Origin of the sequence: Flagellimonas aquimarina, from assembly GCF_003149745.1 — a bacterium.
In the GTDB taxonomy this organism is placed as follows: Bacteria; Bacteroidota; Bacteroidia; order Flavobacteriales; family Flavobacteriaceae; genus Flagellimonas; species Flagellimonas aquimarina.
The window spans coordinates 84,054-109,242 of record NZ_QGEG01000002.1 but is presented as its reverse complement, the minus strand read 5'-3'; the positions used below and the strand labels follow the sequence as shown (position 1 = coordinate 109,242).

General features: G+C 36.5%; 21 protein-coding genes. 15 read left to right on the top strand and 6 right to left on the bottom strand.

The window, feature by feature from the left end:
* Positions 1 to 20 precede the first annotated feature (20 nt).
* Positions 21 to 179: a hypothetical protein gene (locus tag DKG77_RS16970; RefSeq protein ID WP_165819358.1), complete on the top strand. Its 159-nt coding sequence runs from the start codon at positions 21 to 23 to the stop codon at positions 177 to 179.
* Here DKG77_RS16970 and folD read toward each other — a convergent pair.
* The 3 genes from folD to DKG77_RS07215 all read right to left on the bottom strand — a co-directional run bounded on the left by folD (position 176) and on the right by DKG77_RS07215 (position 4,294).
* Positions 176 to 1,063, bottom strand: coding sequence for a bifunctional methylenetetrahydrofolate dehydrogenase/methenyltetrahydrofolate cyclohydrolase FolD (gene folD, locus DKG77_RS07225; RefSeq protein WP_109661716.1), 888 nt, complete (start codon positions 1,061 to 1,063; stop codon positions 176 to 178). The genes DKG77_RS16970 and folD overlap by 4 nt on opposite strands.
* A 38-nt stretch (positions 1,064 to 1,101) precedes the next feature.
* Positions 1,102 to 2,430, bottom strand: a complete 1,329-nt coding sequence (gene ffh / locus DKG77_RS07220; RefSeq protein WP_109661714.1) for a signal recognition particle protein — start codon at positions 2,428 to 2,430, stop codon at positions 1,102 to 1,104.
* 100 nt (positions 2,431 to 2,530) lie between these two features.
* On the bottom strand, positions 2,531 to 4,294 hold the full coding sequence (locus DKG77_RS07215) for a hypothetical protein (RefSeq protein WP_109661712.1): 1,764 nt from the start codon (positions 4,292 to 4,294) through the stop codon (positions 2,531 to 2,533).
* A 113-nt stretch (positions 4,295 to 4,407) separates the two neighbouring features.
* Between DKG77_RS07215 and DKG77_RS07210 the strand changes: the two genes are divergently transcribed.
* From DKG77_RS07210 to DKG77_RS07200, 3 genes are all read left to right on the top strand, one after another.
* Positions 4,408 to 4,905, top strand: a complete 498-nt coding sequence (locus tag DKG77_RS07210) for an RNA polymerase sigma factor (RefSeq protein ID WP_109661710.1) — start codon at positions 4,408 to 4,410, stop codon at positions 4,903 to 4,905.
* 64 nt (positions 4,906 to 4,969) lie between these two features.
* A complete protein-coding gene (locus DKG77_RS07205) occupies positions 4,970 to 5,884 on the top strand; it encodes a FecR family protein (protein ID WP_109661708.1) in 915 nt (304 codons plus the stop codon).
* Positions 5,862 to 8,429 carry a TonB-dependent receptor gene (locus tag DKG77_RS07200; protein ID WP_109661706.1) on the top strand — a complete coding sequence of 856 codons (2,568 nt, stop codon included), beginning with the start codon at positions 5,862 to 5,864 and terminating at the stop codon, positions 8,427 to 8,429. Before DKG77_RS07205 ends, DKG77_RS07200 begins: the two co-directional genes overlap by 23 nt.
* Here the strand turns inward: DKG77_RS07200 and argS are convergent, their stop codons facing one another.
* A complete protein-coding gene (gene argS / locus DKG77_RS07195) occupies positions 8,430 to 10,208 on the bottom strand; it encodes an arginine--tRNA ligase (RefSeq protein WP_109661704.1) in 1,779 nt (592 codons plus the stop codon).
* Between the two features lie 115 nt (positions 10,209 to 10,323).
* Between argS and DKG77_RS07190 the strand changes: the two genes are divergently transcribed.
* From DKG77_RS07190 to DKG77_RS07145, 10 genes are all read left to right on the top strand, one after another.
* Positions 10,324 to 10,695, top strand: coding sequence for an MmcQ/YjbR family DNA-binding protein (locus tag DKG77_RS07190; RefSeq protein WP_109663651.1), 372 nt, complete (start codon positions 10,324 to 10,326; stop codon positions 10,693 to 10,695).
* An 11-nt stretch (positions 10,696 to 10,706) separates the two neighbouring features.
* Positions 10,707 to 11,132: a hypothetical protein gene (locus DKG77_RS07185; protein ID WP_109661702.1), complete on the top strand. Its 426-nt coding sequence runs from the start codon at positions 10,707 to 10,709 to the stop codon at positions 11,130 to 11,132.
* On the top strand, positions 11,129 to 11,647 hold the full coding sequence (locus tag DKG77_RS07180) for a DUF1648 domain-containing protein (RefSeq protein WP_109661701.1): 519 nt from the start codon (positions 11,129 to 11,131) through the stop codon (positions 11,645 to 11,647). Before DKG77_RS07185 ends, DKG77_RS07180 begins: the two co-directional genes overlap by 4 nt.
* Entirely contained in the window at positions 11,644 to 13,068 is a 1,425-nt protein-coding gene (locus tag DKG77_RS07175) for an SDR family oxidoreductase (RefSeq protein ID WP_109661699.1), read from the top strand. Before DKG77_RS07180 ends, DKG77_RS07175 begins: the two co-directional genes overlap by 4 nt.
* Before the next feature lie 116 nt (positions 13,069 to 13,184).
* On the top strand, positions 13,185 to 14,675 hold the full coding sequence (locus tag DKG77_RS07170; RefSeq protein ID WP_109663650.1) for a carboxypeptidase-like regulatory domain-containing protein: 1,491 nt from the start codon (positions 13,185 to 13,187) through the stop codon (positions 14,673 to 14,675).
* A gap of 55 nt (positions 14,676 to 14,730) precedes the next feature.
* Positions 14,731 to 15,639, top strand: a complete 909-nt coding sequence (locus DKG77_RS07165) for a carboxylesterase family protein (protein ID WP_109661697.1) — start codon at positions 14,731 to 14,733, stop codon at positions 15,637 to 15,639.
* 380 nt (positions 15,640 to 16,019) lie between these two features.
* Positions 16,020 to 16,763 carry a hypothetical protein gene (locus DKG77_RS07160; RefSeq protein ID WP_133248430.1) on the top strand — a complete coding sequence of 248 codons (744 nt, stop codon included), beginning with the start codon at positions 16,020 to 16,022 and terminating at the stop codon, positions 16,761 to 16,763.
* Positions 16,760 to 19,525, top strand: a complete 2,766-nt coding sequence (locus DKG77_RS07155) for a TonB-dependent receptor (RefSeq protein WP_109661694.1) — start codon at positions 16,760 to 16,762, stop codon at positions 19,523 to 19,525. The genes DKG77_RS07160 and DKG77_RS07155 overlap by 4 nt, the downstream gene beginning before the upstream one ends.
* A gap of 21 nt (positions 19,526 to 19,546) precedes the next feature.
* On the top strand, positions 19,547 to 20,725 hold the full coding sequence (locus DKG77_RS07150) for a DUF4249 domain-containing protein (protein ID WP_109661692.1): 1,179 nt from the start codon (positions 19,547 to 19,549) through the stop codon (positions 20,723 to 20,725).
* 2 nt (positions 20,726 to 20,727) lie between these two features.
* The gene (locus tag DKG77_RS07145) at positions 20,728 to 22,497 is read left to right on the top strand and encodes a hypothetical protein (protein ID WP_109661690.1); all 1,770 of its coding nucleotides are present in this window, start codon (positions 20,728 to 20,730) and stop codon (positions 22,495 to 22,497) included.
* Positions 22,498 to 22,558: 61 nt separating this feature from the next.
* Here DKG77_RS07145 and ctlX read toward each other — a convergent pair whose 3' ends face one another.
* The gene (ctlX, locus tag DKG77_RS07140) at positions 22,559 to 23,488 is read right to left on the bottom strand and encodes a citrulline utilization hydrolase CtlX (RefSeq protein WP_109661688.1); all 930 of its coding nucleotides are present in this window, start codon (positions 23,486 to 23,488) and stop codon (positions 22,559 to 22,561) included.
* Positions 23,489 to 23,500: 12 nt separating this feature from the next.
* Positions 23,501 to 24,415, bottom strand: coding sequence for a dimethylarginine dimethylaminohydrolase family protein (locus tag DKG77_RS07135; protein ID WP_109661686.1), 915 nt, complete (start codon positions 24,413 to 24,415; stop codon positions 23,501 to 23,503).
* A 282-nt stretch (positions 24,416 to 24,697) separates the two neighbouring features.
* Here DKG77_RS07135 and DKG77_RS07130 point away from each other — a divergent pair, with 282 nt between their 5' ends.
* Positions 24,698 to 25,165, top strand: coding sequence for a hypothetical protein (locus DKG77_RS07130; RefSeq protein ID WP_133248429.1), 468 nt, complete (start codon positions 24,698 to 24,700; stop codon positions 25,163 to 25,165).
* Positions 25,166 to 25,189: the final 24 nt, after the last annotated feature.

Below are 25,189 nucleotides of genomic sequence, written 5' to 3'. Positions count from 1 at the left end.
TATACCTACTAAATTACCAAATGATGAAAGTTGTTCTACTATTGATTACAGTGTTATTCTCGTCTATGGCCTTATCTAGCTGCACCAATGATGAAGGTGAAGGCGACCTTGATATTCTAACCCCAAATGATGAACAGGAAGTAACGTCATCCCATCCAGAAAAAGAAGTCAAAAACTAGTTGCTCTTTAATTTATGTCTTTCTCTTGCCAACAATGTATTTTTTAAAAGCATTGCAATGGTCATAGGGCCCACCCCTCCAGGAACAGGAGTAATATAGGATGCTTTTTTGCTTACATTTTCAAAATCTACATCGCCAGTAATGTAGTAGCCTTTTTCTCTGGTCTTGTCTGGTACACGGGTGATGCCTACATCAATTATGACAGCATCATTTTTAACCATTTCAGCTTTTAAGAAGTTGGGGACTCCCAAAGCGGAAACAATGATATCCGCTTTTTGGGTGAAGGACTCAATGTTCTTAGTTCTGCTATGGGTTAAGGTAACTGTAGAATTGGCAGCTTTCCCTTTTTGACTCATTAGAATACTGATAGGTCGACCTACAATGTGGCTACGGCCAATAACAACTGTGTGCTTGCCTTCTGTATCCACATTATAACGTCTTAATAATTCCATTATCCCAAATGGTGTGGCGGATATAAAAGATTCCATATCCAAGGCCATTTTACCAAAATTGGTAGGGTGAAAACCATCCACATCTTTGTCTGGATCAACGGCCATAAGCACTTTTTCCTCATCTATGTGCTTGGGTAAGGGCAATTGCACGATATAACCATCAATATCTGGATTGGCATTTAAATCTTCAACTTGTTTTAACAATGCTTCCTCGGTGGTTTCTTCTGGAAGGTGTACTAGGGTTGACTCAAAGCCTATTTTTTTACAGGAGCGCACTTTGCTGCCCACATAGGTCAAGCTTGCTCCATCCGTCCCAACCAAAACAGCGGCCAAATGGGGCACTTTTTCTCCTCTCTCCTTCATTTCTGCTACCTCAATAGCTATCTCATCTTTTATTTGGTTTGATATTCTCTTTCCGTCGAGGATTTCCATTGGGTCGGCTTATTTAGGCAATAATTTATTGTATAGAACTATCTCATGTTTTGCATCATCTGCATCATCTTCTTTCCGCCGCCGCCTTGCATCATTTTCATCATCTTGCTCATTTGCTCAAATTGTTTCAACAACTGATTTACTTCTTGCACGGTACGTCCGCTTCCCATTGCGATGCGTTTTTTACGGCTTGCATTCAACTTTGACGGTGTGGAACGTTCTTCTGGTGTCATAGAATGGATAATGGCTTCAATATGTTTAAAGGCATCATCATCTATGTCCAATCCTTTTAGTGCTTTTCCAGCCCCCGGAATCATCCCCATAAGGTCCTTCATGTTCCCCATTTTCTTAATCTGCTGTATCTGACTAAGAAAGTCATCAAAACCAAAGCGGTTCTTGGCAATTTTTTTCTGAATTTTTCGAGCTTGCTCTTCATCAAACTGTTCCTGGGCGCGTTCTACTAAGGAAACCACATCTCCCATTCCTAAAATTCTGTCTGCCATCCTTGATGGATAGAAAACATCAATGGCTTCCATTTTTTCGCCCGTACCGATAAACTTAATAGGCTTGTCAACAACGGATTTGATGGAAATGGCGGCACCACCTCTGGTATCGCCATCTAATTTGGTCAATATGACCCCATCAAAATTCAAGACATCATTAAAGGCTTTTGCTGTGTTTACAGCATCTTGACCTGTCATGGAATCAACCACAAAAAGAGTTTCCTGAGGAGTAATTGCCTTGTGGATATTGGCAATTTCTGTCATCATCTGCTCATCTACAGCTAAACGACCTGCGGTATCTATGATTACTACATTACAGCCAGTGCTCTTTGCTTGTTTTACACCTGCTTTTGCAATAGCTACGGGATCATTGTTTCCCCTATCTGAATAGACCTCTACCCCTATCTGCTCCCCAACCACATGTAATTGGTCTATTGCCGCCGGTCGATAAACATCACATGCGACCAAAAGTGGTTTCTTACTTTTTTTGCTTTTTAAATAACTGGCCAATTTACCAGAGAAAGTGGTCTTACCAGAACCCTGTAGACCGGACATAAGAATTACAGAAGGATTACCTGAAAGGTCCACCTCTTCTGCATCTCCTCCCATCAATTCCGTAAGCTCATCTTTTACAATCTTGACCATGAGTTGGCCCGGTTGTAAATTGGTCAGAACGTTCTGCCCTAAGGCTTTTTCCTTTACTCTATTTGTAAATTCCTTAGCTATCTTAAAGTTAACATCGGCATCTAAAAGAGCCCTTCTTACTTCCTTAAGGGTTTCGGCTACATTGATTTCGGTTATCTGTCCATGACCCTTTAGGACATGGAACGCTTTATCCAGCTTTTCACTTAAATTATCAAACATGTGCTCTCGTCATTTTTGAAGAAGGAACAAATTTAAGAATAAAAAGAAAAGGACGGCTTTGGGGGAAGCCGTCCTTTTCAAAAAAAATGGGGAAATAGTTTTATGGTCTTTCAAAAACCAATGTTTCAGTAGAATTTTCATCTTCATGTATTAATTCAATACGATTTGAGTCTACTGTATTTATGTACCAATCATCCGTAAGTTCACCTAGAACAGCCTCGTCGCCAAAGTTCAAGAAGAATTTCAACTCATTATCATGATTTCTTATTACTCTCCAGATACCGGCAGAGATAGGGTCGTCATTGACTGAAACTTCAACTTGGTGCATAGTAGAGAAATTGAAGTCCATTCCTGCAAATTCTGAGGTCATGTCCATATCATTTTCTTTATACATGGCTACATTCCATGCTCCACCCATCATAATGTTTCTGATTTCAGGTACATCTCCATCGCTGGCATTATCATCACATACACGCAATAGAACCAATTCATAGTCAACTTCTTCTACTTCAAACCTTAATCTGGTATTGTTAAGGTCTCTTAATGGCCATTCAAAGCTTACTCCAGGCTCATCTCCCATAGTAATCAACAAGGACAACACCTGATCATTGTTATACCCAATTTCCCAGGTACCTTCTGAAGTTGTAATTCCATTGCTTAGGGTTACTACACCCTCAGGCAAGAACTTGAATTCAAATCCTAATAGTCTGTCAATTTCTTCACCCTGGTTTTTAACCTTTTTGATAATCCACTCACATTCTTTCAGGATTTCTCTTAGTGTATCTGGACCTGGTACTTCTCCCGGATCATCTTCACAAAGCTGCTTAAGGATTATCTTATTCCCATTCTCAGCATATAATTTAATTGTATGATCACCAATTTCATATACCAACCATTCAAGGTTAAAGTCTACCAAGACATCAAATTCAAGAGTTAAAAGTGGACCACGATCGGTAAAACTTGAGGTCCAAGTACCGTTAAGAATATTACCTTCTCTATCTTTTACTACTACTGTTCCATCCTCTGCAAAAGTCATTATGTACTCTAGGTACTGTTCTGTTTGACTTTGATTGTCTCTTACTACCTCACGAACTTCCCATGGGCACTGCGTCAAACAGAAGTCAAATCGTTCTTCATCAAAATCATCATCATTAAAATCATCGTCGTCATCCTCGTCACACTCATCTTTGGCCATTTCCAAAGCGTTGGCCAGCTCACCATTGCTATCTACAACAATCTCAGTTCCATCAAATTTCTTTAAGGTCAAAGGAAATTGAATGCTCACTAGATCGTCATCTTCCAACCCGTTAAAGAACTTTCTTAAATCTTCATCGCTTTCCACAACAACCTCTCCAGTTTGTTGGTTGTTGATATCAAACGTAAATAGTGTGATTGGGTAAACAAAGTCAATACATTCAATATCATCATCGTCCCCACCTTCTAAACATTGTGCGGCCAATTCTCTTAATTGTTCCTTATTCTCAATAACAATCTCAGTAAAATCTGCTAGTGTAATGGTAATAGGAAAAATGATATCTAAAATATCTTCGTCCACATCAACTTCATCAAAAATATCTTCAATAGTGTGAAGATCTTCTCTAGAGTCGATTGTAATTTGGATTCCATTTACTTCAACAGTATATGGAAATTTTAGAGCAATACAGCTAGCGCCGTCCACAATATTGTCAAAAGAACCATCATTGGAAGACGTTTTCTCTATTAATTGAGCAGTAGAAGAGTTTGCTGTAATGGTTTCTTGGTCATTACCTCCTGCTACTTCTTCAAATTCCTCTTGACAAGAGGTAAAACTAAAGGCCATAACTACAAGGCCTGCATACAATAAGTTATTTATCAACTTTTTCATAACGATTTGGATTTTCAGTTAGAATACAACCTTAAAACAACTCTCAAATAAAAAACCCTACTTTATCTTAATTTTTTTTAAAATATCTTTGGGCAATCGACAAACCTTCCTCAATGAACAACGTTTGCGAAGAGCAAGTCTTTAGCACAATATTCAAGGCTAATTCCAAAACGGTATTCAATTATATATATTATAAATTTGGCAATGAAGAGAAATCTCATGATGCTGTCCAAGAGGCATTTGTAAAACTTTGGGAAAATTGCGCCAAGGTAACTCCTGAAAAAGCCAAATCATATTTGTATACGGTAGCCAACAATTTATACCTGAATGTAATCAAGGCTGAAAAAGTTAGGCTTAAGTATGCGGAACCAACTTATAAACACTCAAATGAATCTCCCGAGTTTTTGTTAGAGGAGAAAGAATACAAGGAAAAATTGGACAAAGCATTAAATGATTTGCCCGAAAACCAAAGAATTACTTTTTTACTTAATAGGATTGATGGAAAAAAATATGCTGAAATTGCAGAAATGGAGGGGGTAAGCATTAAAGCCATTGAAAAACGTATGCATTTGGCATTAAAAACATTACGGGAACAGATTGATGGTATTTAAAGGTCGGTTAAAAAGTAGGGTTTTTAAAAAGATAGTTGTTATAAAGATGTAAAGCATAGAAATCATGCAAGAAAATTACTTGGCAAAATGGCTAAACGGTGAACTCTCTGGGGAGGAGCTTACGGAATTTAAAAAGTCCGATGCTTATGCTTCTTACCAGAAATTAAAGGATGTTTCAGCAAAATTGAAAGCTCCTGAATTTGATGTTGACCAAGCTTTTGAACAATTGAAAGAAGAACGAATTGGTAATGCCCCTAAGGTTATTGCATTAAATCCGTTTAAAAAATTCTTGCGTATTGCTGCCGTTATTGCAGTTTTGCTTACAGGTTCCTATTTTTATGTAAGCACATTGGACAAATCCGTTACTGCACAGTTGGCAGAACATTCTGAGGTTATTTTACCGGACAATTCTGAAATTATATTGAATGCAGGTTCTAAAATCTCCTTCAGTGAGAAAAATTGGAATGAAAAGCGAAATGTTACCTTAAATGGTGAAGCGTTCTTCAAAGTTGCCAAAGGAAAACGATTTACTGTTTCTACAGATCAAGGAACGGTAGCCGTACTCGGCACCCAATTTAACGTAGAAAACAGAGACGGTTTTTTTGAAGTTACCTGCTACGAAGGTTTGGTAAGTGTAACCTATAACAATGCTGAAACCAAGTTGCCTGCTGGCACATCCTTTTTGGTCATTAATGGCAAAATTATGAATACCGCAAGGCCTGATGCATTGCAACCATCTTGGGTAAATAACGAAAGTAGTTTTGACCGAATTCCACTAGAATATGTTTTTGCTGAGCTTGAAAGACAATACAATATTGAAGTAAATTCACAAAATGTGGATAAAAGTCTGTTATTTACTGGAACTTTTAGCAACACAGACTTAAATATGGCGTTAAAAAGTATTAGTACCCCATCTCATATTAATTACAAACTTGAGGGTGATAATGTACTTTTCTATGCTGAAAAAGCTCCGCAGTAGCCATTTTGGCCTCCTCTTTGGGTTTTTCTTTTTCCTGTGTTTGAATATAAATGCACAGGGTGGACAAGACACACCCCTAACACTCGTTCAGTACATAAAGAATTTAGAAGATAAATTCAACGTAAAGTTTTCTTACATCAATGAAGATTTAGAAGATATAACTATCATTGTACCAGAAAATCTAGTTTCACTCAATGATATCTTTAAATACATTGAAGACCAATTTCAGATAAAAACTGAAAAGCTCAATGATAGGTATTACACCATTACAAAAAGTACCCTTGTCACAGTCCAAGGAAAGATACTGGACAACTTTGCTGAAAACACCATTCCAGGTGCTTCTGTAGAGGTTTTTGACACAGAGATAGCCATTATCACAGATACAGATGGCACCTTTATACTCAAAGATATTCCCAGAAACGCAACATTAAAAGTTAGATATCTGGGGTACATCACCAAATACATTACTGTAGAAGAATTGTTAAAAGAAGGTGGTCCCGTAAAAATACTATTGGCCCAGTATTACGAACAACTAAAGGAGGTCATCGTTTATCAGTTTCTAACAACCGGACTTGTTAGGGATAAAGATGCCAGTATCACCCTAAACACTGCAGATTTTGGAATTTTACCTGGATTAATCGAGCCTGACATCTTACAGACCTTACAGGCACTCCCAGGAATTAAAAGTATTGATGAAACCGTCTCCGACATTAATGTGCGTGGTGGAACCAATGATCAAAATCTAATTTTATGGAATGGTATTAAAATGTATCAATCTGGACATTTCTTTGGGTTGATTTCTGCTTTTAACCCCTATTTAACGGACAAAATAACCGTAATAAAGAATGGCACACCGTCGGCATATGGAGATGGTGTAAGCAGCGTGATACAAATGGAAACCAGTAACGAACTATCAGATAATCTAACTGGCGGGGCAGGTTTTAACTTTATTAGTGGAGATGTTTATGGGCAAATTCCTATCACGGAAAAAATTGGATTGCAGTTCTCTGCTAGACGATCAACCACTGATTTTTTGAACACCCCCACCTACAATAAGTTTTTTGATCGTGCTTTTCAGGATAGTGAAGTAACCAATGAAAATAATATAGCAGTAGATGAGGATATTATAAGGGATGAAAATTTCTTTTTTTACGATTTTACCGGAAAGCTTTTATATGATGTAAATGACCAGCATCAACTAAGGTTGAATTTTATCAGCATCAATAACAATCTTGATTATGTAGAAACCAATCTAGTAGATTTGGAAACTACCAATAGTGTTCTAGAGCAGACCAATCTATCTTTTGGTGGTCAACTACAGAGTAAATGGACCGATAGGCTTTCTTCCAATTTAAATATTTACTATTCTCGCTATAATTTGGATGCCCAAAACCTTTTTGGGAATCAAATACAGCTTCTTCTGCAAAACAATCAAGTTTTGGAAAATGCCATAAAACTAAATACTGACTACTCCTTGTTAAAGAACCTCAACTGGAGCAATGGTTATCAATACATTGAAACAGGCATTACAAATACCACATTTCTAACCCAACCTAGTTTTGATAGTGAAATAAAGGGAGTTATTAGAATTCATGCCCCGCACAGTGAAATTGGTTATAGCTCTCCTGAAAATAAATTTATTGGTAAAGCAGGTGTTCGTTTCAACTATATAGAAAACCTTGGTACATTTTCAAGGTTCCTGATTGAGCCTCGTCTTAATCTCAATTTTAGATTGGCAAATCATCTAAGGGGAGAAGTTTTGGGAGAGTTTAAAAGTCAGACCACCAATCAGATCATAGATTTAGAACAAAATTTCCTCGGTATTGAAAAACGTAGGTGGATTTTATCTGATGATAATACTTTGCCCATTACAAAGAGTAAACAGGGGTCTTTAGGAATAAACTATGATAGGAACGACATCTATCTTGGTGTAGAAGGGTTTTATAAAAAAGTTGATGGTATAAGCACCAGTACTCAAGGATTTCAGAATCAAAATCAATTTAATGGTGAAATTGGCAGCTATGATGTTAAGGGAGTTGAATTTTTAATCAACAAAAAGGGTAATAACTACAGCACATGGTTAACCTACACCTATAACAAAAATGATTATGACTTTAGTGCTATAGTTCCCAACAGTTTCCCCAACAACTTGGATATTAGACATACAATTACTTTTGCAGGCACTTATTCCTACGAAAACCTAAAATTAAGTTTAGGGGTTAACTACCGCTCTGGAAAGCCCTTTACTGAACCCCAAGAAGGTGATTTAGCTCTGGACACATCTGTTTTTCCGGCAAGAATAAATTATGAATCACCTAACAGCAGTAGACTTCCTGAATATCTTAGGGTAGATGCTTCTGCCATTTACACTTTTAATATTAACCAAAGAATAAAGGCCACTACTGGTGTTTCTCTTCTTAACATGACCAACCGGAAAAACAGTTTAAACAAGTATTATAGGGTTACAGAGGACAACCAAATTGAAACTGTGGAAAGTATTTCTTTGGGTATTACACCAAATGTTAGTTTTAGGGTCAATTTTTGACTACATCCTCTCTGGAACGTCAATCCCTAAAAGTTTAAAGGCAGATTCGATTACTTCTCCAACTTTTTTAGATAACCGTACCCTAAACATTTTTTTATGTTCATCTGCCTCTCCCAAAATTGATACTTGTTGATAAAAAGAATTGAATTCCTTCACCAAATCATAGGTGTAATTTGCAATCAAAGCAGGACTATAGTTTTCCGCAGCCAGTTGAATGGTTTCGGGAAAAAGCTGAAGCTGCTTTAATAATTCCTTCTCTTTTTCGTGCAATTTTAATGAAGTATCCACAGGGTCAGACCCATTACCTTCTGCTTTGCGAAGAATAGACTGGATTCTTGCATACGTATATTGAATAAAAGGTCCTGTATTTCCTTGAAAATCCACTGATTCTTCAGGATTGAAAAGAATACGTTTTTTAGGATCTACCTTGAGAATATAGTACTTCAAAGCTCCCAAGCCAATGATTCTATATAATTGGCACTTCTCCTCTTCAGAATAACCATCCAATTTCCCCAATTCCTGTGAGATATTAGCGGCCGTGGTTTCCATATTTTCAATTAAATCATCTGCATCTACAACCGTACCCTCCCTACTCTTCATTTTTCCACTGGGAAGATCCACCATTCCATAACTTAGATGATGTAATTGCTTTGCCCAATCATATCCCAGTTTCTTAAGAATTAAAAACAGCACTTTAAAATGATAATCTTGCTCGTTGCCAACAGTGTAAACCATGCCATTAATGTCAGGAAAATCAGTTACTCGCTGAATTGCGGTTCCTATATCTTGGGTCATGTATACCGCTGTTCCGTCAGATCGCAGGACAATCTTTTCATCTAAACCCTCATCTGTTAAGTCAATCCAAACACTGCCATCTTCTTTTTTAAAGAAAACTCCTCTTTCCAAACCATCTTTGACCACATCTCTACCCAAAAGGTAGGTGTTGCTCTCATAATACAGAGTATCAAAATCAACTCCTAAATTCTTATAGGTAACATCAAAACCAGCGTATACCCAGCCGTTCATTTTTTTCCAAAGTGCTACGACCTCATCATCGCCGGCTTCCCATTTCCTTAGCATTTCTTGAGCTTCAAGTAGGATAGGCGCTTCTTTCTCAGCTCTTCCTTTTTCAACCCCATTTGCTATTAGTTCCGAAATTTGTTTTTTATACGCTTTATCAAAAGCCACATAGTATTTCCCCACTAAATGATCGCCCTTTACACCAGAAGTTTCAGGTGTTTCACCATCTCCAAATTGCTGCCAAGCCAACATGCTCTTACAAATATGGATTCCGCGATCATTTATGATTTGGGTTTTATAGACCTTTTTACCGGAAGCTTTTAGAATTTCAGCTACGGAATACCCTAACAGGTTGTTTCTAATATGCCCTAAATGCAGCGGTTTATTGGTATTTGGAGAGGAATACTCGACCATTGTGGCTCCAACGGAAGAAGCTTTTACATATCCATAATTATCTTCACCTTGAATAGTATTAAAAAAGTTAAGGTAAAAATCATTATCAATAACAACGTTCAAAAAACCCTTTACCACATTGAACTTGGCAACTTCATCCACATTTTCCTCTAAGTACTCGCCAATCTTTGTGCCTATTTCAACAGGGTTTCCTTTTACAAAGCGGAGCATCGGGAAAATGACCACGGTAATATCACCTTCAAAATCTTTGCGTGTGGGTTGAAACTCCACTGAAGGTAAATCCACATTAAAAATGGAAAAAACCGCTTTTTTAACTGTAGTAGTAAGGACGTTTTGAATGTTCATCTATACGCTGCGTTTAAGGGTGCAAAACTAATCAATTCTTTGTCTTTAATTCATAAGACCATCAGTAATCCACCTAGTTTTGGTTAACTTTATGTATTCAGTTTTTGATAGAAATATGAACATAGAAGTATATAGACAATATTGCCTGTCAAAAAATGGAGTCACCGAGTCCATTCCTTTTTCAAAGCTGCCAGATGTTTTGGTGTTTAAAGTAAAGGGCAAAATGTTCACGGCAACAGACATAAATACGTTCGCCAGCTTTAGTATTAAATGCAATCCAGACACCATTGAAGAGTTAAGGGCGGAATATCCTGCTATGGAAGAACCTTCTTACTTTAGTAAAAAACATTGGAGCCGAGTTGTTATGGATGGCAGTATTCCTGATGAATTGCTTTTTAGTTGGTTGGACACGTCTTATAATTTGGTTGTTGCCAATCTTCCCAAATCAATGCGCCTGCAACTTGAAAATGAAAACACTTCCATATAAAACTATGTCCCATGCTTCTTAATGTCTCATACACCGATAAAAAAATCACTAAAAAAGTAGATGAAGCCGTGGGCAAGCCTTTTACGCTAAAAGAACGTTTTGCATTGGGGGGCATAGGCTCTCCTAAACTTTTTATGACAGACGCCAGTATCGAAATCCAAAATTTACTGATACTTGACAACAATTTAAACACCTGCAACATAGAAATGCGCCCTAAAGGGATTATAGTACGTTTTAGGTCACTTTTGGAAACCTATGGCTTGATCATTCCCTATTACAAACTCACAATATACAAAGGTGATTTCGCTGTGTATTCCATTTATAAGGACAATTATTTTATAAAAGTAAAATCTGATACCAAAGCCATCCAAAAATACTTTAGAAAACTTTTGGATTACAAAGCAGATAATGCCCCAACCTCAATTGAAGACCTATGAATATTTTAAGAAAAAAACCGAAAATTGAAGTAAAACCAACCACAACGGACAAAAAATTGGTTTTGATAGGATGGGTTATTGTAATCCTCAACTTTGTTGTGGTACTGCTATTCTATTTTGATTTGCCCGAGACCATACCTGTTCACTTTAATTTAAAAGGAGAAATCAATGGGTTTGGAAGTAAATCTATCCTTTGGATAATTCCCTCCATTAGCGCATCCATATATATGGCCATGAGTATTTTGGTTTTAAAAATGAAGCCTTATTACATGAACTACCCTGTAAAAGTAACTGAAAAAAATGCCAAAGAACTATATGCTTTGGGCATACGCATGCTTACTGTAATGAACCTTACCACTGTCATTATTTTTTTAATAACTACCCTAATTTTCGTTTTTAAAATAAAAGGGATTTTTGATACTATTGATACAGAGACCCTTATTGGATTATGGATTGCCATAGCCTTACTTCCCTTTATCTATGTCTTTAAAATGTTCAATGTCTCCAAACAATGAAAATTCTTATCACCGGCGCCAACGGTTATATTGGAATGCGGTTGTTGCCACAACTATTAGAATTAGGGCATGAAGTAATCTGTGCCGTAAGAGATGAAAAAAGACTTTCTGTAGACAAAAGGACCAAAGAACAAATCCAGATTGTGGAAATAGATTTTCTAGAAAATATTGACACAAGTAAACTACCAAAAGATATTGATGCCGCTTACTATCTTATTCATTCAATGACCTCGTCCATTGACGATTTTGATGAAAAAGAGGCCGCGACTGCCAAAAGCTTCAATGAATATGTTTCCCACACAAACGTAAAGCAGGTTATTTATTTAAGCGGTATTGTAAATGATAAAAAGCTATCTAAACATCTAAGCTCAAGAAAGAATGTAGAGGATATTCTATATCAAGGAGATTTTCATCTTACCGTTTTACGAGCAGGTATCATTGTCGGCTCAGGAAGCTCTTCTTTTGAAATAATTAGAGACTTATGTGAAAAATTGCCCTTTATGATCACGCCTAAGTGGGTCTTGACCAAATCACAACCTATTGCTATTAGAGATGTCATCAAATTTCTTACAGGAGTGCTCCAAAATCAAAAAACCTATGATCAGTCATTTGATATAGGAGGGCCAGATGTACTTACATATAAGGAAATGCTCCATAAATATGCAGAGGTAAGGGGATTTAAAAATTGGATACTTACTGTACCTATAATGACTCCCAAATTATCATCCTATTGGCTCTATTTTGTAACCTCAACGTCTTATAAGTTGGCTATCAATCTGGTAGATAGCATGAAAATGGAGGTAGTGGCCAAAGATGATCAATTACAACAATTATTGGGAATAAAAACTCATTCTTATGAGCAAGCAATTGAAATGGCCTTTAAAAAAATCGAACAAAACTTGGTGTTAAGCAGTTGGAAAGACAGTATTGTTAGCGGACAAGTAAGTGATCATTTAGAAAAATACATTCAAGTACCCAAATATGGGGTACTAATAGATGAGAAAAGGCTTTCTATAAAAAATGGAGATGCCGTTTTGGAAAACATCTGGCGTATTGGTGGTGAGAATGGCTGGTACTACGGGAATAGGTTATGGAAAATTCGTGGGTTTTTAGATAAATTGAACGGTGGTCCCGGATTACGGCGAGGACGCACCCATCCTGACAAAATATTTCCTGGGGATGCACTTGATTTCTGGCGAGTATTACTTGCTGATAAAAAAGCAAAGCGACTCCTTCTTTTTGCAGAAATGCGCATGCCAGGAGAAGCATGGCTTGAGTTCAAAATAGATGACGACAATGTCCTGCACCAAACTGCGACCTTTAGACCAAAAGGTCTTAGAGGTAGATTGTACTGGTACAGCATTTTACCCTTTCACTACTTTATTTTTGGTGGAATGATCAAAAATCTTTCAAAAACATAACATTCTGGCCCGAACTTTGAAACAAGTTTTACCTTAAATCGTCAAATCTTATAACCTAAGGCAACCCTTTGACGTAAAAACTTGTCTTTCTTTAAAACACCATGAAAACTGACTCTATGCAATCTATTAAGCTTATTGTTTTATTTCTATTATTCAACTTCTTACAGTTTCAATTATCTGCACAGACCATATCGTCAAAAATCATAGATAGTAAGACCAAGGAACCCATCCCCTATGCCACCGTACAATATGGCGAAAACCAAGGGGTAATTACAAATGAAGAAGGACGCTTTAGCTTTGAACTAAGTAGGTCTGAACATCAATTGGATTCAATCTACGTATCCAGCATGGGGTATTCCAAAACCGGAATCCCATTTCAACAAGTTATGGATAGTGTGATAGCAATAACACCTAGGGCCATTGAACTCAGTGGAGTGTATCTCTTTGACAAAGAATTAAGTGTCGACGACATTATGGACAAAGTGGAAGAACGTCTTCCCATTAATTATAACAACGCTCCAATAAAGCAACGGTTTTTTTTAAGACAGTCCAGCTATAATACAATGCAAAAACTGGATATCGAGTTTAAAAAATCCACTATTGCAGAATTGAACAAAAAGCTCATAGATAGCATAATTAGCATTCTTCCAAGAAGTGCTGCCTACTACACAGAAACTCTTGGAGATTTTTATCGTGCCGATGAAGAAAACAAATTGGAAGTAATCAAGGCTGCTGAATTGTATGACAAAAGCAATGAAGGTTCCATGGAAGCACTTTCAGAAAAGATGGAAGCAATTTTCAAGGCAAATGTAAAGCCAGACTCTTATTTAAAAATAAAATCAGGCATTTTTGGCCAAAAAGTGCAAGTAGACTCTATTTTGGAGGCCGAAAATGATACTGAAGAAATAGAAGAAGAGTTAAAAAAACCTGAGAAAAATGATTTTTTGGGCAACAGAAAATATGTGCTTAATGAAATTCACTCTCAGTTTTTTGGAAAAAAATCCAAATTAGATGTAGCCAAGAAACTTAACCGCTATGATTTTGAACTTTTAGGTTACTCAGAACTAGAAAACCAAGGCGTGTATGTAATTGGTTATGAACCTTCTGGCAGGGCCGATTTTAAAGGCAAGCTCTTTGTGAACATAGAAGATTTTGCCATAATGCGCATAGATTACGAAAACATAAAACCTCTAAAAAGTATTAAGCTATTGGGTTTTAGTTATAAAGAACAAACCTATTCTGGCAGTACGGTGTTCTCCAAGTACGGAACCGATAAGTATAACCTCAAGTTTATGGCTTTAACCTTTGGACGTAAAATGGGTGTGGACCGTCCTTTAAAAGTGATTGAAAAGAACAAGCATGTAAAAGGGAGAAGAAAACAAAACGAACTGTCACTTGCCTTGGATATTGTCAATTACAATACAGAAAAGTTTGAAATGGTGGTTTTTGATTCCAGCACAATCCCCAAATCAAGTTTTGAAGGATTGAGCGAAGATGAAACAGTAAAGGCCACTTACTTATCTTCCTATAAACCAGAGTTTTGGAAAGGACATAACATTATGGAACCTAATCGCGCAATAAGAGAGTTCACCGCTGGAGAAGAGTGACACTTTTTGGTTTAAATACGTTTCTATCGTACCTTTTATCCTTAATCTATCTTAAATGAAAAACAAGCGATTCATAATCTTATTTATGGTCGCCCTAATTTCATGTTCAAAGGACGATCAAAAACCAACTGCACCAGCAAGTGACCCCAATGATGATGAAATTGTTGTAGAAACCCAAAGCATATTGTTTGACCCTGAGTTCACAGATCTAATGGACCTACCAAAAGACACAGGTGGACAGCACACGGCAAATCCCATTTCAAGTCTATTGTCGCCCCTTGGACATTATATTTATACACCTAGTGGTTACGACAATAATGATCATAGCTATCCCTTGCTCGTTTTCTTACATGGTGGGGGGCAAAGAGGAAACAGTTTTGAAAATGCAAACGACTTAGAAAAAGTGTTGGCACATGGTCCTCCTTTCATGATTAATTCCAGTCAATGGGACCCCAAATTTCCCTGTATCGTTGCATCTCCTCAAATAGGCTCTGGTAATTGGTCCCCATCCTTGGTAGATGGATTTATACGTCATCTTTTGGGCAACTATAGAATAAACAAAACGAGAATATACCTAACCGGTTTAAGCTTGGGCGGAAGAGGCACTTGGTCATATATTGGGCAAAAAGGCAATGAAGGATTTGTCTCGGCAATAGTTCCAATTTGTGGGTCTGGAGACCCATCACAAATAGACAAGCTCTCTACTGTGCCTATTTGGGCCTTTCATGGCGCTGAAGATAATATCATAAGTGCTTTTAATCAAAACGGCTCGGTCCCTATGGTAGAAGAAATTAATCAAAACAATCCCGTTTTTACTGCAAAGGTCACTATATACCCAAATGTAGGTCATGACTCATGGACACAGACATATAGCGGCTCTGGCATGGGAGCAGAAAGTACAGATTATAGTGTTTTTAATATGTCAATTTATAACTGGATGTTTCAATATAGAAAGGAAAAATAGTTTTGCCCAATCACGTTTTAGTCTACATTCAAAATCATGAAATATCCAAAAACATCAATATAATTGACATTGCTCCAGAACATTGCATAAGATGACATTATGGTTTTATTTAATTTTTAAAACAGTCCAAAAAAAGTGCTCATTTTACCTCAATAATCTACTTATCTAATTGGTTTTATCGACGTTATCATGCAGAACTACCTCCTTACATTGTCGTTAGTATAAATAATTGCTACAGGGTTCAAAAGATAATTATCTTTAATTATAAGGTAAGCTTTTTACAAATGATCCCTCTCATAAAAGAATAAACTACATGAATATGTATTCATGAAATAACCTTTAACACGGTAGCCATGTTTTTTTTAAACGCTTACAAACTTTTGCAAAAAAAAAGACGGCCAACGTTTATCCCGTTGTTTTACATTTCATGCTTTTCTTTTGTTTTTGGCCAAACTAAATCTAACGACCAGTACCACGAATGGTTTGATGGATTGGTAGGTATTGAAAACACCGCGTTATATAATGGCATAGGCTATATTGAAAAATATAAGGTAATCAACGATTACCATAAGTTTTATAAAACTACCGACTTTCTTCCCGGCTCCATAGTTTATGATAAAAACTACTATTCTGGATTGGAAATGAAGTATGATTTGGATGAAGATCTTATTGTATTAAACCTTAAACATGGTTTAAGAATTGTCCTTTTGCAGCCAATAAAGAAAAAAGTCATGAGATTCACCATTGACAACCATTCATTCATCAATATAAATGACAGTTTAGCCAGTGCCTTCAATATCTTAGGTTTTCATGAAGTGCTTTTGGAAAACTCAAGTTTTCAATTGTTGGAAAAACACCAGAAGAAAAGGTTTCAACGTAAGGGAAAGAATACTGTTTATCATGAGTTTAAAAGTAGGAATTTTAATATTCTTCACTACAATAACGAATATTTCACGGTAAAGAACAGAAAAGACTTTACCAAGATATTTCCTGAATTTAAAAAGCAAATTGAGACATATTCTAAAAAAAAGTCATTCCCAAAATCAACCTACCGCCAACATTTGGTTTCTCTAGCCAGAAGAATCCATGAATTGTTATTGGAACAAAAAATCAACAGTAAATGAAGGGGATTCTAACAATACTGATCCTGTTAGGTTTTAAATTGGCCATTGCCCAAAATGACTCAATTAAGATTACAGTGGATTTTGAAGATGCCCCAATCATTGATGCTTTAAAAGAAATAGAAGAACTAACAGAATATCGCTTTTATTATGTACCGGACTGGCTTGGAAATGAAACCATCTCGGGTGACTATGAAAATGCGACGATACAGTTCATACTTGAAGATATTTTTAATGGTAGCGTTATTAATTTCTATATCCTTAAGGATAAGAAAATAGCGCTGAGTAGAAATAACATTGTATATGATGAATTACCATCAGGCTTTTTTGGAAACCTGGAAAGATCCTCTAAAATCGAGGAACAGGAAAGCACCGTGGTCAATAATGCAGTATTCATCACCAAAGATGATGCAATAGAAAGATTAGAAGTTGAAACTGTGCGAATTGGCAAGGCACACGTTACAGAAAGAAAAAGATTTGTTCTTACCGGGTATGTTCAAAACAAAAAATCCAAAGAACCTATCCCCAATCTTTCTATTGTAGTAATAAACCAAAAGATAGGAACTGTCACGGATGCTTCGGGATTCTATAGAATTGAATTGCCGGCAGGATTAAATATTGTTGAAACCAGTTCACTTGGAATTCAACCCATTCGGAAGAATGTTATCATTTACAATGACGGCCAGCTTGATTTTCAGCTCAATGAAAGTGTGGAGCGATTGGAAGAAGTTGTGGTTAGAGCAGATTTGGCCAAAAACGTGGAAGAAGCGGTCATGGGAACCACAGAAATATCTGCTGAAGAGACCAAAAATGTCCCAGTTGTGCTTGGAGAACGAAATATTCTAAAAGTCGCCACCACTTTACCAGGAATAAGTTCAGTTGGAGAAGGAGCCACCGGATTTAATGTAAGAGGAGGAAACACAGATCAGAACTTGGTCCTCATGGACAATGCGGTAATCTACAATCCCACCCATTTTTTTGGAATTTTTCAGGCAGTAAATCCTTTTACCGCGGAGGACCTTAAAATATATAAAGGAAGTATCCCTTCGGAATATGGCGGACGTTTGTCTTCGGTCTTTGAAATTACCAATAAGGATGCCAATACAGAAGAGTTTGCAGGTGAAGCCTCTGTTGGACCCGTAACGAATAACATAGCACTCCAAATACCGATTGCCAAAGAAAAATCTGGACTTTTGGTAGGTGGTAGAAGTTCGTATTCAGATTGGATTCTTAGATCTCTGGATGAGGAGTCCTTGAAAAACAGCCAAGCTTCGTTTTATGATGTTATTCTAAAATACAACCATAAAATCAACGACAGAAATGATATAAAAGCAACAGCTTATTACAGCAGAGACGCTTTTAGTATAACATCGGATTCCTTGTACAACTACAGTAATAGGCTGTTTTCCGTAAAATGGAATCACAGGTTTAATGAAAAGAATTCTGGAGACTTGATTTTGGCCAATAGTGAGTACCGATTCAATATAGATTTTGACGGTGAAGCGGATGCTGATTTTCGCCTAGGATATAGAATCAATGAAACGGAGGTGAAATTCAAAATGAGGTATTTGCACAGCAATACCCATAGGTTTAACTACGGGATTTCATCAAAACTCTACTTGGTAAACCCTGGCGATATTAATCCCGAAGGCAGTGAATCCATTGTGGAGCCATTAAGCATTCCCAAGGAAAAAGCTTTAGAATCGGCACTGTTCTTATCGGACACTTATGAAGTAAGTGACAAATTGTTGCTCGACTTAGGGTTCAGGTACTCTATTTATTTTGCGTTGGGAAAATCTACTCAAAGGATTTACCAGGAAGGATTGCCCCGAAGTGAAGGAACTGTTGAGCAAAGTGTTGAATTTGGAAATAATGAAGTGATAGAAACCTATTCCGGACCAGAATTCCGTCTGTCTGGAAGATATTTTTTGGCAAAAGACTTTTCGGTTAAGGCAGCCTACAATAGTACATATCAATACATTCATACTTTATCAAACAATACCACCGTATCTCCTATAGATACTTGGAAACTTTCCGATTTAAATATTGAACCTCAAAGGGCAAACCAGTATTCTTTGGGATTCTTTAAAAATTTTGACAACAGCAATTATGAATTAAGCTTGGAGGGGTATTATAAAAAATCTAAAAACAATCTTGATTTTAAAGTAGGTGCTGATCTTTTATTGAACGAAACTTTAGAGACAGAAGTTTTACAGGGTGAAGGAAAAGCCTATGGTCTTGAGTTTTTGGTTAGAAAAAACAGAGGAAAACTTAATGGTTGGCTTGGATATACATATGCAAGGTCTTTTATAAAACTGGATAGTGAATTTGCAGAAGAAGTGGTGAATAACGGAGAATATTTCCCCACTAATTTTGACCGACCACATGATATAAGCCTTGTTGCCAACTATAAGTTCACAAAACGCTTTAGCCTCTCCTCTAATTTTGTTTACCAAACGGGAAGACCTGTAACTTATCCTATTGGCAGCTATACTTTTAGAGGCGCAAATTATGCTTTCTATAGCGACAGAAATAAGTTCAGAATTCCAGACTATTACAGGTTAGATCTAAGTTTTAATGTTGAGGGAAATCACAAGTTAAAAAAACTGGCACATAGCTTTTGGAACATTTCAATATATAATGTACTGGGAAGAAATAATCCCTACTCTGTTTTTTTTGTAACAGAAAGTGGTGAAATTAAAGCTTTTAAGAGTTCAATTTTTTCAATTCCAATACCAACAATAACCTATAATTTCAAATTTTAAGTACAATCAGGATTCAAACAAATGTTTAAACATAAATACCATTTTATCTTTTTAGTGCTACTCAATGGCTTGTTTTTTGGTTGCGTGGAACCCTTTGATGCCGCAACCGAGGATTTTGAGAGTGCTTTGGTAATTGATGCTTTGATTACCAATGAGTTTAAACATCAGGTAGTCTATCTAAGTAGAACCTTTCGTTTGGAAGACGGAATTTCAAGTGGAGAAAGCAATGCCGCAATAAAAATAGAAGATAGTCAAGGGAACGAATATGTTTTCCAAGAAAGTGTTCCTGGCACATATGTCTCTACCAATATGTTTAGCGCCCAACCCAATGTTGAATATCAATTGTCCATTACCACAAGCGGAGGGAGTTCCTATATTTCCAATTCTGTGGTTCTACCAACAAATACCTCAATAGACAATCTATATGCCGCAGTTGAAACTAATGACCAAAATGTAGAGGGCGTTGCTATCTTAGTGGATACATTTGATCCAGAAGGGGAATCCCAATACTACAGATATGACTATGAAGAAACATATAAGATTGTAGCACCACGATGGAATCCACAAGATTTGATAGTAGTTTCTGAGTCTCCTGTTATTTATGGATTTGCCCCAAGGCCCAGAGAAGAGCAAGTATGCTACAATACCGTAAACTCACTGAATATTATATTGGGAAATACCACTGGGTTTTCGGAAGATCGATTAACGCGTTTTCCCATTCGTTTTCTTGATAGGTTTGACTATATAATTGGCCATAGGTACAGTATTTTGGTAAGGCAGTATGTAATATCCAGAGAAGCCCACTCTTTTTATACTACCCTCAATGAATTTTCGGGATTGGAAAGCATTTTCTCTGAAAATCAACCTGGTTTTTTTAGTGGGAACATAATTCCGCAGAACGACCCCAAGGAAAAAGTAGTTGGTTTTTTTGATGTATCGTCTGTAGATTCAGAAAGAATTTTTTTCAACCATGAAGATTTTTTTCCAGAAGACCTTGTCCCCACTTATCCTGATGATTGCAGAATTACCACTCCAATTCTAGGTGAACTGTTTGGTGCCATAAATTTTAATACATCAAAATATGCAGGGCCACATGAACCTGAAGACGCATCAGAAGGCATTTATAAATTGGTGCCCAGAGTTTGTGGTGATTGCACCGTACTTGGAAGTAGCACAATTCCCGACTTTTGGATAGAATAATTATGGAACAACTAAAAAAACATATCCTCGCGTTCTTCTTGATTCTTTTTATGGGAATCTTCAACTTATTTGGGCAATCCTTAGAGCTGGATTATTCAAACATTCCACAAGAAAAGATTTTTATACACTATAACAATACCTTATTGTATACAGGGGAATATCTGTACTATAAAGTTTATAACCTTAATTCAGAAACGAATGGTTTAAGTAACCTAAGCAAGATAGCATATGTTGAACTGGTGAGCGAGGATAAAAAATCTGTGTTCAAGCAAAAGGTTCGTTTAGAAAACAGTTCTGGTCAAGGGGATTTTTTTATTCCAACAACGGTAAGGTCCGGAAACTATAAACTCATCGGTTATACCCAATGGATGAAAAATGGAGGCAAGAATAATTTTTTTCAAGGCGATATAGCCATAATCAATCCCTATCAAGGCAATCAAGAGCAAATACTAAAGGATACAAGCATTGTCCATAACAATTCAATAAACTTGTCAAGCACTATAAAGGAACTGGGAAGGAAAAAAATAAATATCAGTATCGGTCAGGATACATTTAAGAGAAGATCAAAGGTTTCACTAAAAATTAAAGAAGTAGCCAAACCATATGCCAAGGGCACATATTCCCTTTCTGTACGAAGCAAAGACACCATAGAAAAACCTTTAATGCATACTTCCAAGAGTTTCTATTCCCCACAGAACAAACAAGTGAAAATGCTAAATGATTATGCTGAAAATTACCATTTTCTTCCAGAGTTTAGAGGAGAGCTAATTTTTGGAAGGGTTTTTCCAAAAGATTCCACGAGCCAGGTTGAGAACGTGAACATTGCTTTATCCATTCCTGAAAAAAATGGGTATGACCTAAAAGTAGTTACCACAGATAAGAACGGTAACTTTTTAGTTAGTTTGGAAAACCCTTATAATGGCACCAAGGCATTTGTGCAGGTTTTAGGTAAGGACAGACAAAACTACACATTGAAACTAGGCTCCAACCCTCCTATGGATTATTCAGATTTGACTTTCAATAGATTCGAGATAACTCCACAAATGAAGAATATGATTGTTGAAAGAAGTGTTCATAATCAGATTGAAAACACGTATTTTTCCATAAAACCAGATTCCTTAAAGCCCACACCAACAGTTGTACCTGTCTACAAAGATATTTTGAACACCTATGTTCTGGATGACTATACCCGCTTTTCAACCATTAAGGAAACCCTTATAGAAGTAATTGAGCTTGTTTGGTCCAAAAAAATAGGGAGAGATGAATATACTTTTCAAATTAAGGAGAATGATTATGATTTTTACATGAAACCTGATTTTTCGCCTTTGGTAGTAGTAGACGGTGTTCCTGTTCAAAACCATAACCACCTTTTGGAATACAATGCAAGAAATGTTAAACGCATTGGTTTTCTAAGAAGCAAGTATATTCTTGGTTCCAAGATTTTCCAGGGTATTTTAGATATTGAAACTTTTGATGGCAATTATGTTTCTCCGTATAATGGAGATCATAGGATAGAAGTTGATTTATTTAAGCCGCTGCCCATTAAAAATTATTTCCGTCAAAAATATACTATAGAGAACAAGCCTTATACAGACAGGATATTGGACTTTAGACATCAACTAGTATGGGAACCGAATTTTAAACTGAACAGCAACACAACAACAATAGACTTTTTCACCTCCGACATCACGGGCGAATATGAAATATGCCTTGAAGGGTTCACAGCTTCTGGTGAATCAATCTCAATAAGAGAAGTAATTTGGGTAAATTAAATTCTTCTATGCACATCACAGGGCGCTCAAAAATAATGATGTGTGATCACCAAAAACAATCTTACTCCTTTGGCAAAAAGACTTCTGCCATCATGCAACGGGCGCTTCCTCCTCCGCAGGTCTCAATAGTATCTAACGAGCTATGGATAATCTTACAATGCTTTTCAATAGCGTTCAGCCTTGCCTTATCCAAACTATTATACGCCGCTGAACTCATTACCATAAAACGCTCGTCATTTGCCCCTATTACTTGAAGCATATTCCCGGCAAACTGGTACATCTGATCCTCAGTAATAGAAATAATCTCTCTACCATCCTTTTTAAGATGGTCCACTACATTCTTTCGTTCCTTTTTATCGTCTATGGTATCCAAACAGATTACGACAAACGTCTCGGCCATTGCCATCATTACATTGGTGTGATAGATGGGCAATCGTTTACCATCTACAGTTTGGTTAGCTGTGAATATTACGGGAAAACAATCAAAATCTTCGCAGAACTCAATAAAAAGTTCTTCGTGAGCTCTTTCAGACAAGGCACAATATGCCTTTTGGTTGATTCTGTCTTTTAAAATACTGCCTGTTCCTTCCAAAAAAACACCTTCTTCCTCAGCTGCTGTGTAATCAACAATATTATCTATCCGAAAACCGTGTCCCTCCAAAATATCAAAAATATCCTCTCGACGTTCTTTTCTGCGATTTTCGGCAAACATGGGATAAACGCATACCGTCCCACTCTCATGAAATGAAATCCAATTATTTGGGAATATTGAATCTGGAGTGTCGGTTTCTATTTTATCATCGACCACAATAACGTTAACCCCATGACTTCTGAGTTTGGTCACAAAATCATCAAACTCCTTTTGAGCTTTCTTGTTGATCTCGTCATTTTTTAGGCTTAAATCTTCTTGAAAGTAATTGTTAACGGCAGTTTGCTCATTCTTCCTGAAATTAACAGGCCTGATCATTAAAATGGTATTTGTTACTTGCATTGAAAAAGTTGATTATGCTCTGATTAATGGTAATGTACTACAACGGAGAAGGCCTTCTTGTTTTGCAATTTCGGAATATGGAATTTCTTCAACGGTAAAACCTTGTTCTCTGAGCCAATTGTTCAATCTTGTAAAGCTTTTTTCTGAAACAATCACTTCCGGAGAAATAGAAAATACATTACTGAACATGTTGTACATCTCATCTTTGGTAATTTCAAATATGTTTTCCTTTCCAAAATAATCCACCAACCATTGGTATTCTTCCTCAACCAAAAACCCATTTTTGTGCAAAATGGCCTTGTCTTTTCCTACTGGTTGAAAACAACAATCCAAATGCAACGCATTTTCTTTGGCGTTAGTGTTGGACTTTCTCAATTCAAAGGATTTTACCTTTTTGTTTGGAAATTGACTTTTAATGTATTCCACTGCAGCTTTATTGGTCCTCGCAGTAATAAAATCTGGGTAATCTTCCCCTGTGTATGTTCCAATAAAAATATATTCTTTCCAAGGCATTACGTCCCCACCTTCTATATGTACTTCCTCTGGAGGTCTTATGACCTTGCTTGGGTCCATTTTGTTCAAAACATGATCTATTGCTTCAAACTCCCGTTCTCTATCTGGTAATATATTGGCATGAAACAATTTGTCCCCAATTACAAAAGCGATATCCCTTGAAAAAATCTGATTGCAATCTTTTAAAACAGATGGCCTAAAAACTTTCACCCCATATTTTTTAAAAACATTGTAAAAAGCTTCCATCTCCTTTGTCATATCGGTCTCGTTAGGATATGTCCCTGCAAGAATGTGTTCCAAAGATTTTGGGTCATATGCCTCTTCTGGTGTTGGTGTTGGACCACAGCTTTCTGCTGTTCCTAAAATCACCGCTTTTAGCGGACTTGTCTCATCTACAATGTGCAACTGCATCATACAATAATTTTCTAAACTAAAGGGTACTCAATTGTTTTAGAAGGAAGAAATCCTTAAAAATTCTATGGCAAAACTAGTGCTTTACTGGCAATTTTCCCTTTACAAAAACAGAAAAAACCCAATTTAATTAGGGTTTTTTACAAACTTTGGACGGTTTTTCCTTAAATTATTTAATAATCTGATTATCAGATATTTACAAAGTTAAAAGTTGATAATTTATTGTGCAAAAGTGCAAAAAAATACATTGTTATCACTACATTTAATCTGAGAAAAAACTTCAGGATGAAAAAAGTTGTTTTCCCTTTATGTTTTATAATCATGGTGTGCGTAGGTCTACTGTCCATGAATTCTTTCTCTGGAAAAATATCCTTATCCAAAGTATTTAATACTGAAGAAAATAAAGAAAGTGATTATTCTAAAAAGTACTCGGATTGTGTTGCTAAAAGTGATTACCTCCAATTTTTCGATGCTACACGAACAGATGTGCCCAAAGAGGAAGAAATTTTTATTGAAGAAATAGATTTATGCCTTGAAAATTACCAACGTTCTCTAAACTCCACCATTAAGAATTTAAATGCGATTGATGCCCATGAGTTTTTGCATAGCGAATATCTAAGATGCAAAATTAAAATCAGCACAGGTTCCTTGTCAGAAATTCAGAAATATTATCACAGAGGCATAATGCAAATATGTTATGACAAGGACAGGTTTTTAAACCTTGGATCTAATGGCAATGTTACCAAATTATAAATAAGAAAAGGCGATTTGAGAAAA

Coding starts and splice junctions, on each gene's coding strand:
- DKG77_RS16970 (WP_165819358.1), top strand. CDS start 21: ATGATGAAAGTTGTTCTACTATTGATTACAGTGTTATTCTCGTCTATG.
- folD (WP_109661716.1), bottom strand. CDS start 1,063: ATGGAAATCCTCGACGGAAAGAGAATATCAAACCAAATAAAAGATGAG.
- ffh (WP_109661714.1), bottom strand. CDS start 2,430: ATGTTTGATAATTTAAGTGAAAAGCTGGATAAAGCGTTCCATGTCCTA.
- DKG77_RS07215 (WP_109661712.1), bottom strand. CDS start 4,294: ATGAAAAAGTTGATAAATAACTTATTGTATGCAGGCCTTGTAGTTATG.
- DKG77_RS07210 (WP_109661710.1), top strand. CDS start 4,408: ATGAACAACGTTTGCGAAGAGCAAGTCTTTAGCACAATATTCAAGGCT.
- DKG77_RS07205 (WP_109661708.1), top strand. CDS start 4,970: ATGCAAGAAAATTACTTGGCAAAATGGCTAAACGGTGAACTCTCTGGG.
- DKG77_RS07200 (WP_109661706.1), top strand. CDS start 5,862: ATGCTGAAAAAGCTCCGCAGTAGCCATTTTGGCCTCCTCTTTGGGTTT.
- argS (WP_109661704.1), bottom strand. CDS start 10,208: ATGAACATTCAAAACGTCCTTACTACTACAGTTAAAAAAGCGGTTTTT.
- DKG77_RS07190 (WP_109663651.1), top strand. CDS start 10,324: ATGAACATAGAAGTATATAGACAATATTGCCTGTCAAAAAATGGAGTC.
- DKG77_RS07185 (WP_109661702.1), top strand. CDS start 10,707: ATGCTTCTTAATGTCTCATACACCGATAAAAAAATCACTAAAAAAGTA.
- DKG77_RS07180 (WP_109661701.1), top strand. CDS start 11,129: ATGAATATTTTAAGAAAAAAACCGAAAATTGAAGTAAAACCAACCACA.
- DKG77_RS07175 (WP_109661699.1), top strand. CDS start 11,644: ATGAAAATTCTTATCACCGGCGCCAACGGTTATATTGGAATGCGGTTG.
- DKG77_RS07170 (WP_109663650.1), top strand. CDS start 13,185: ATGCAATCTATTAAGCTTATTGTTTTATTTCTATTATTCAACTTCTTA.
- DKG77_RS07165 (WP_109661697.1), top strand. CDS start 14,731: ATGAAAAACAAGCGATTCATAATCTTATTTATGGTCGCCCTAATTTCA.
- DKG77_RS07155 (WP_109661694.1), top strand. CDS start 16,760: ATGAAGGGGATTCTAACAATACTGATCCTGTTAGGTTTTAAATTGGCC.
- DKG77_RS07150 (WP_109661692.1), top strand. CDS start 19,547: ATGTTTAAACATAAATACCATTTTATCTTTTTAGTGCTACTCAATGGC.
- DKG77_RS07145 (WP_109661690.1), top strand. CDS start 20,728: ATGGAACAACTAAAAAAACATATCCTCGCGTTCTTCTTGATTCTTTTT.
- ctlX (WP_109661688.1), bottom strand. CDS start 23,488: ATGCAAGTAACAAATACCATTTTAATGATCAGGCCTGTTAATTTCAGG.
- DKG77_RS07135 (WP_109661686.1), bottom strand. CDS start 24,415: ATGATGCAGTTGCACATTGTAGATGAGACAAGTCCGCTAAAAGCGGTG.
- DKG77_RS07130 (WP_133248429.1), top strand. CDS start 24,698: ATGAAAAAAGTTGTTTTCCCTTTATGTTTTATAATCATGGTGTGCGTA.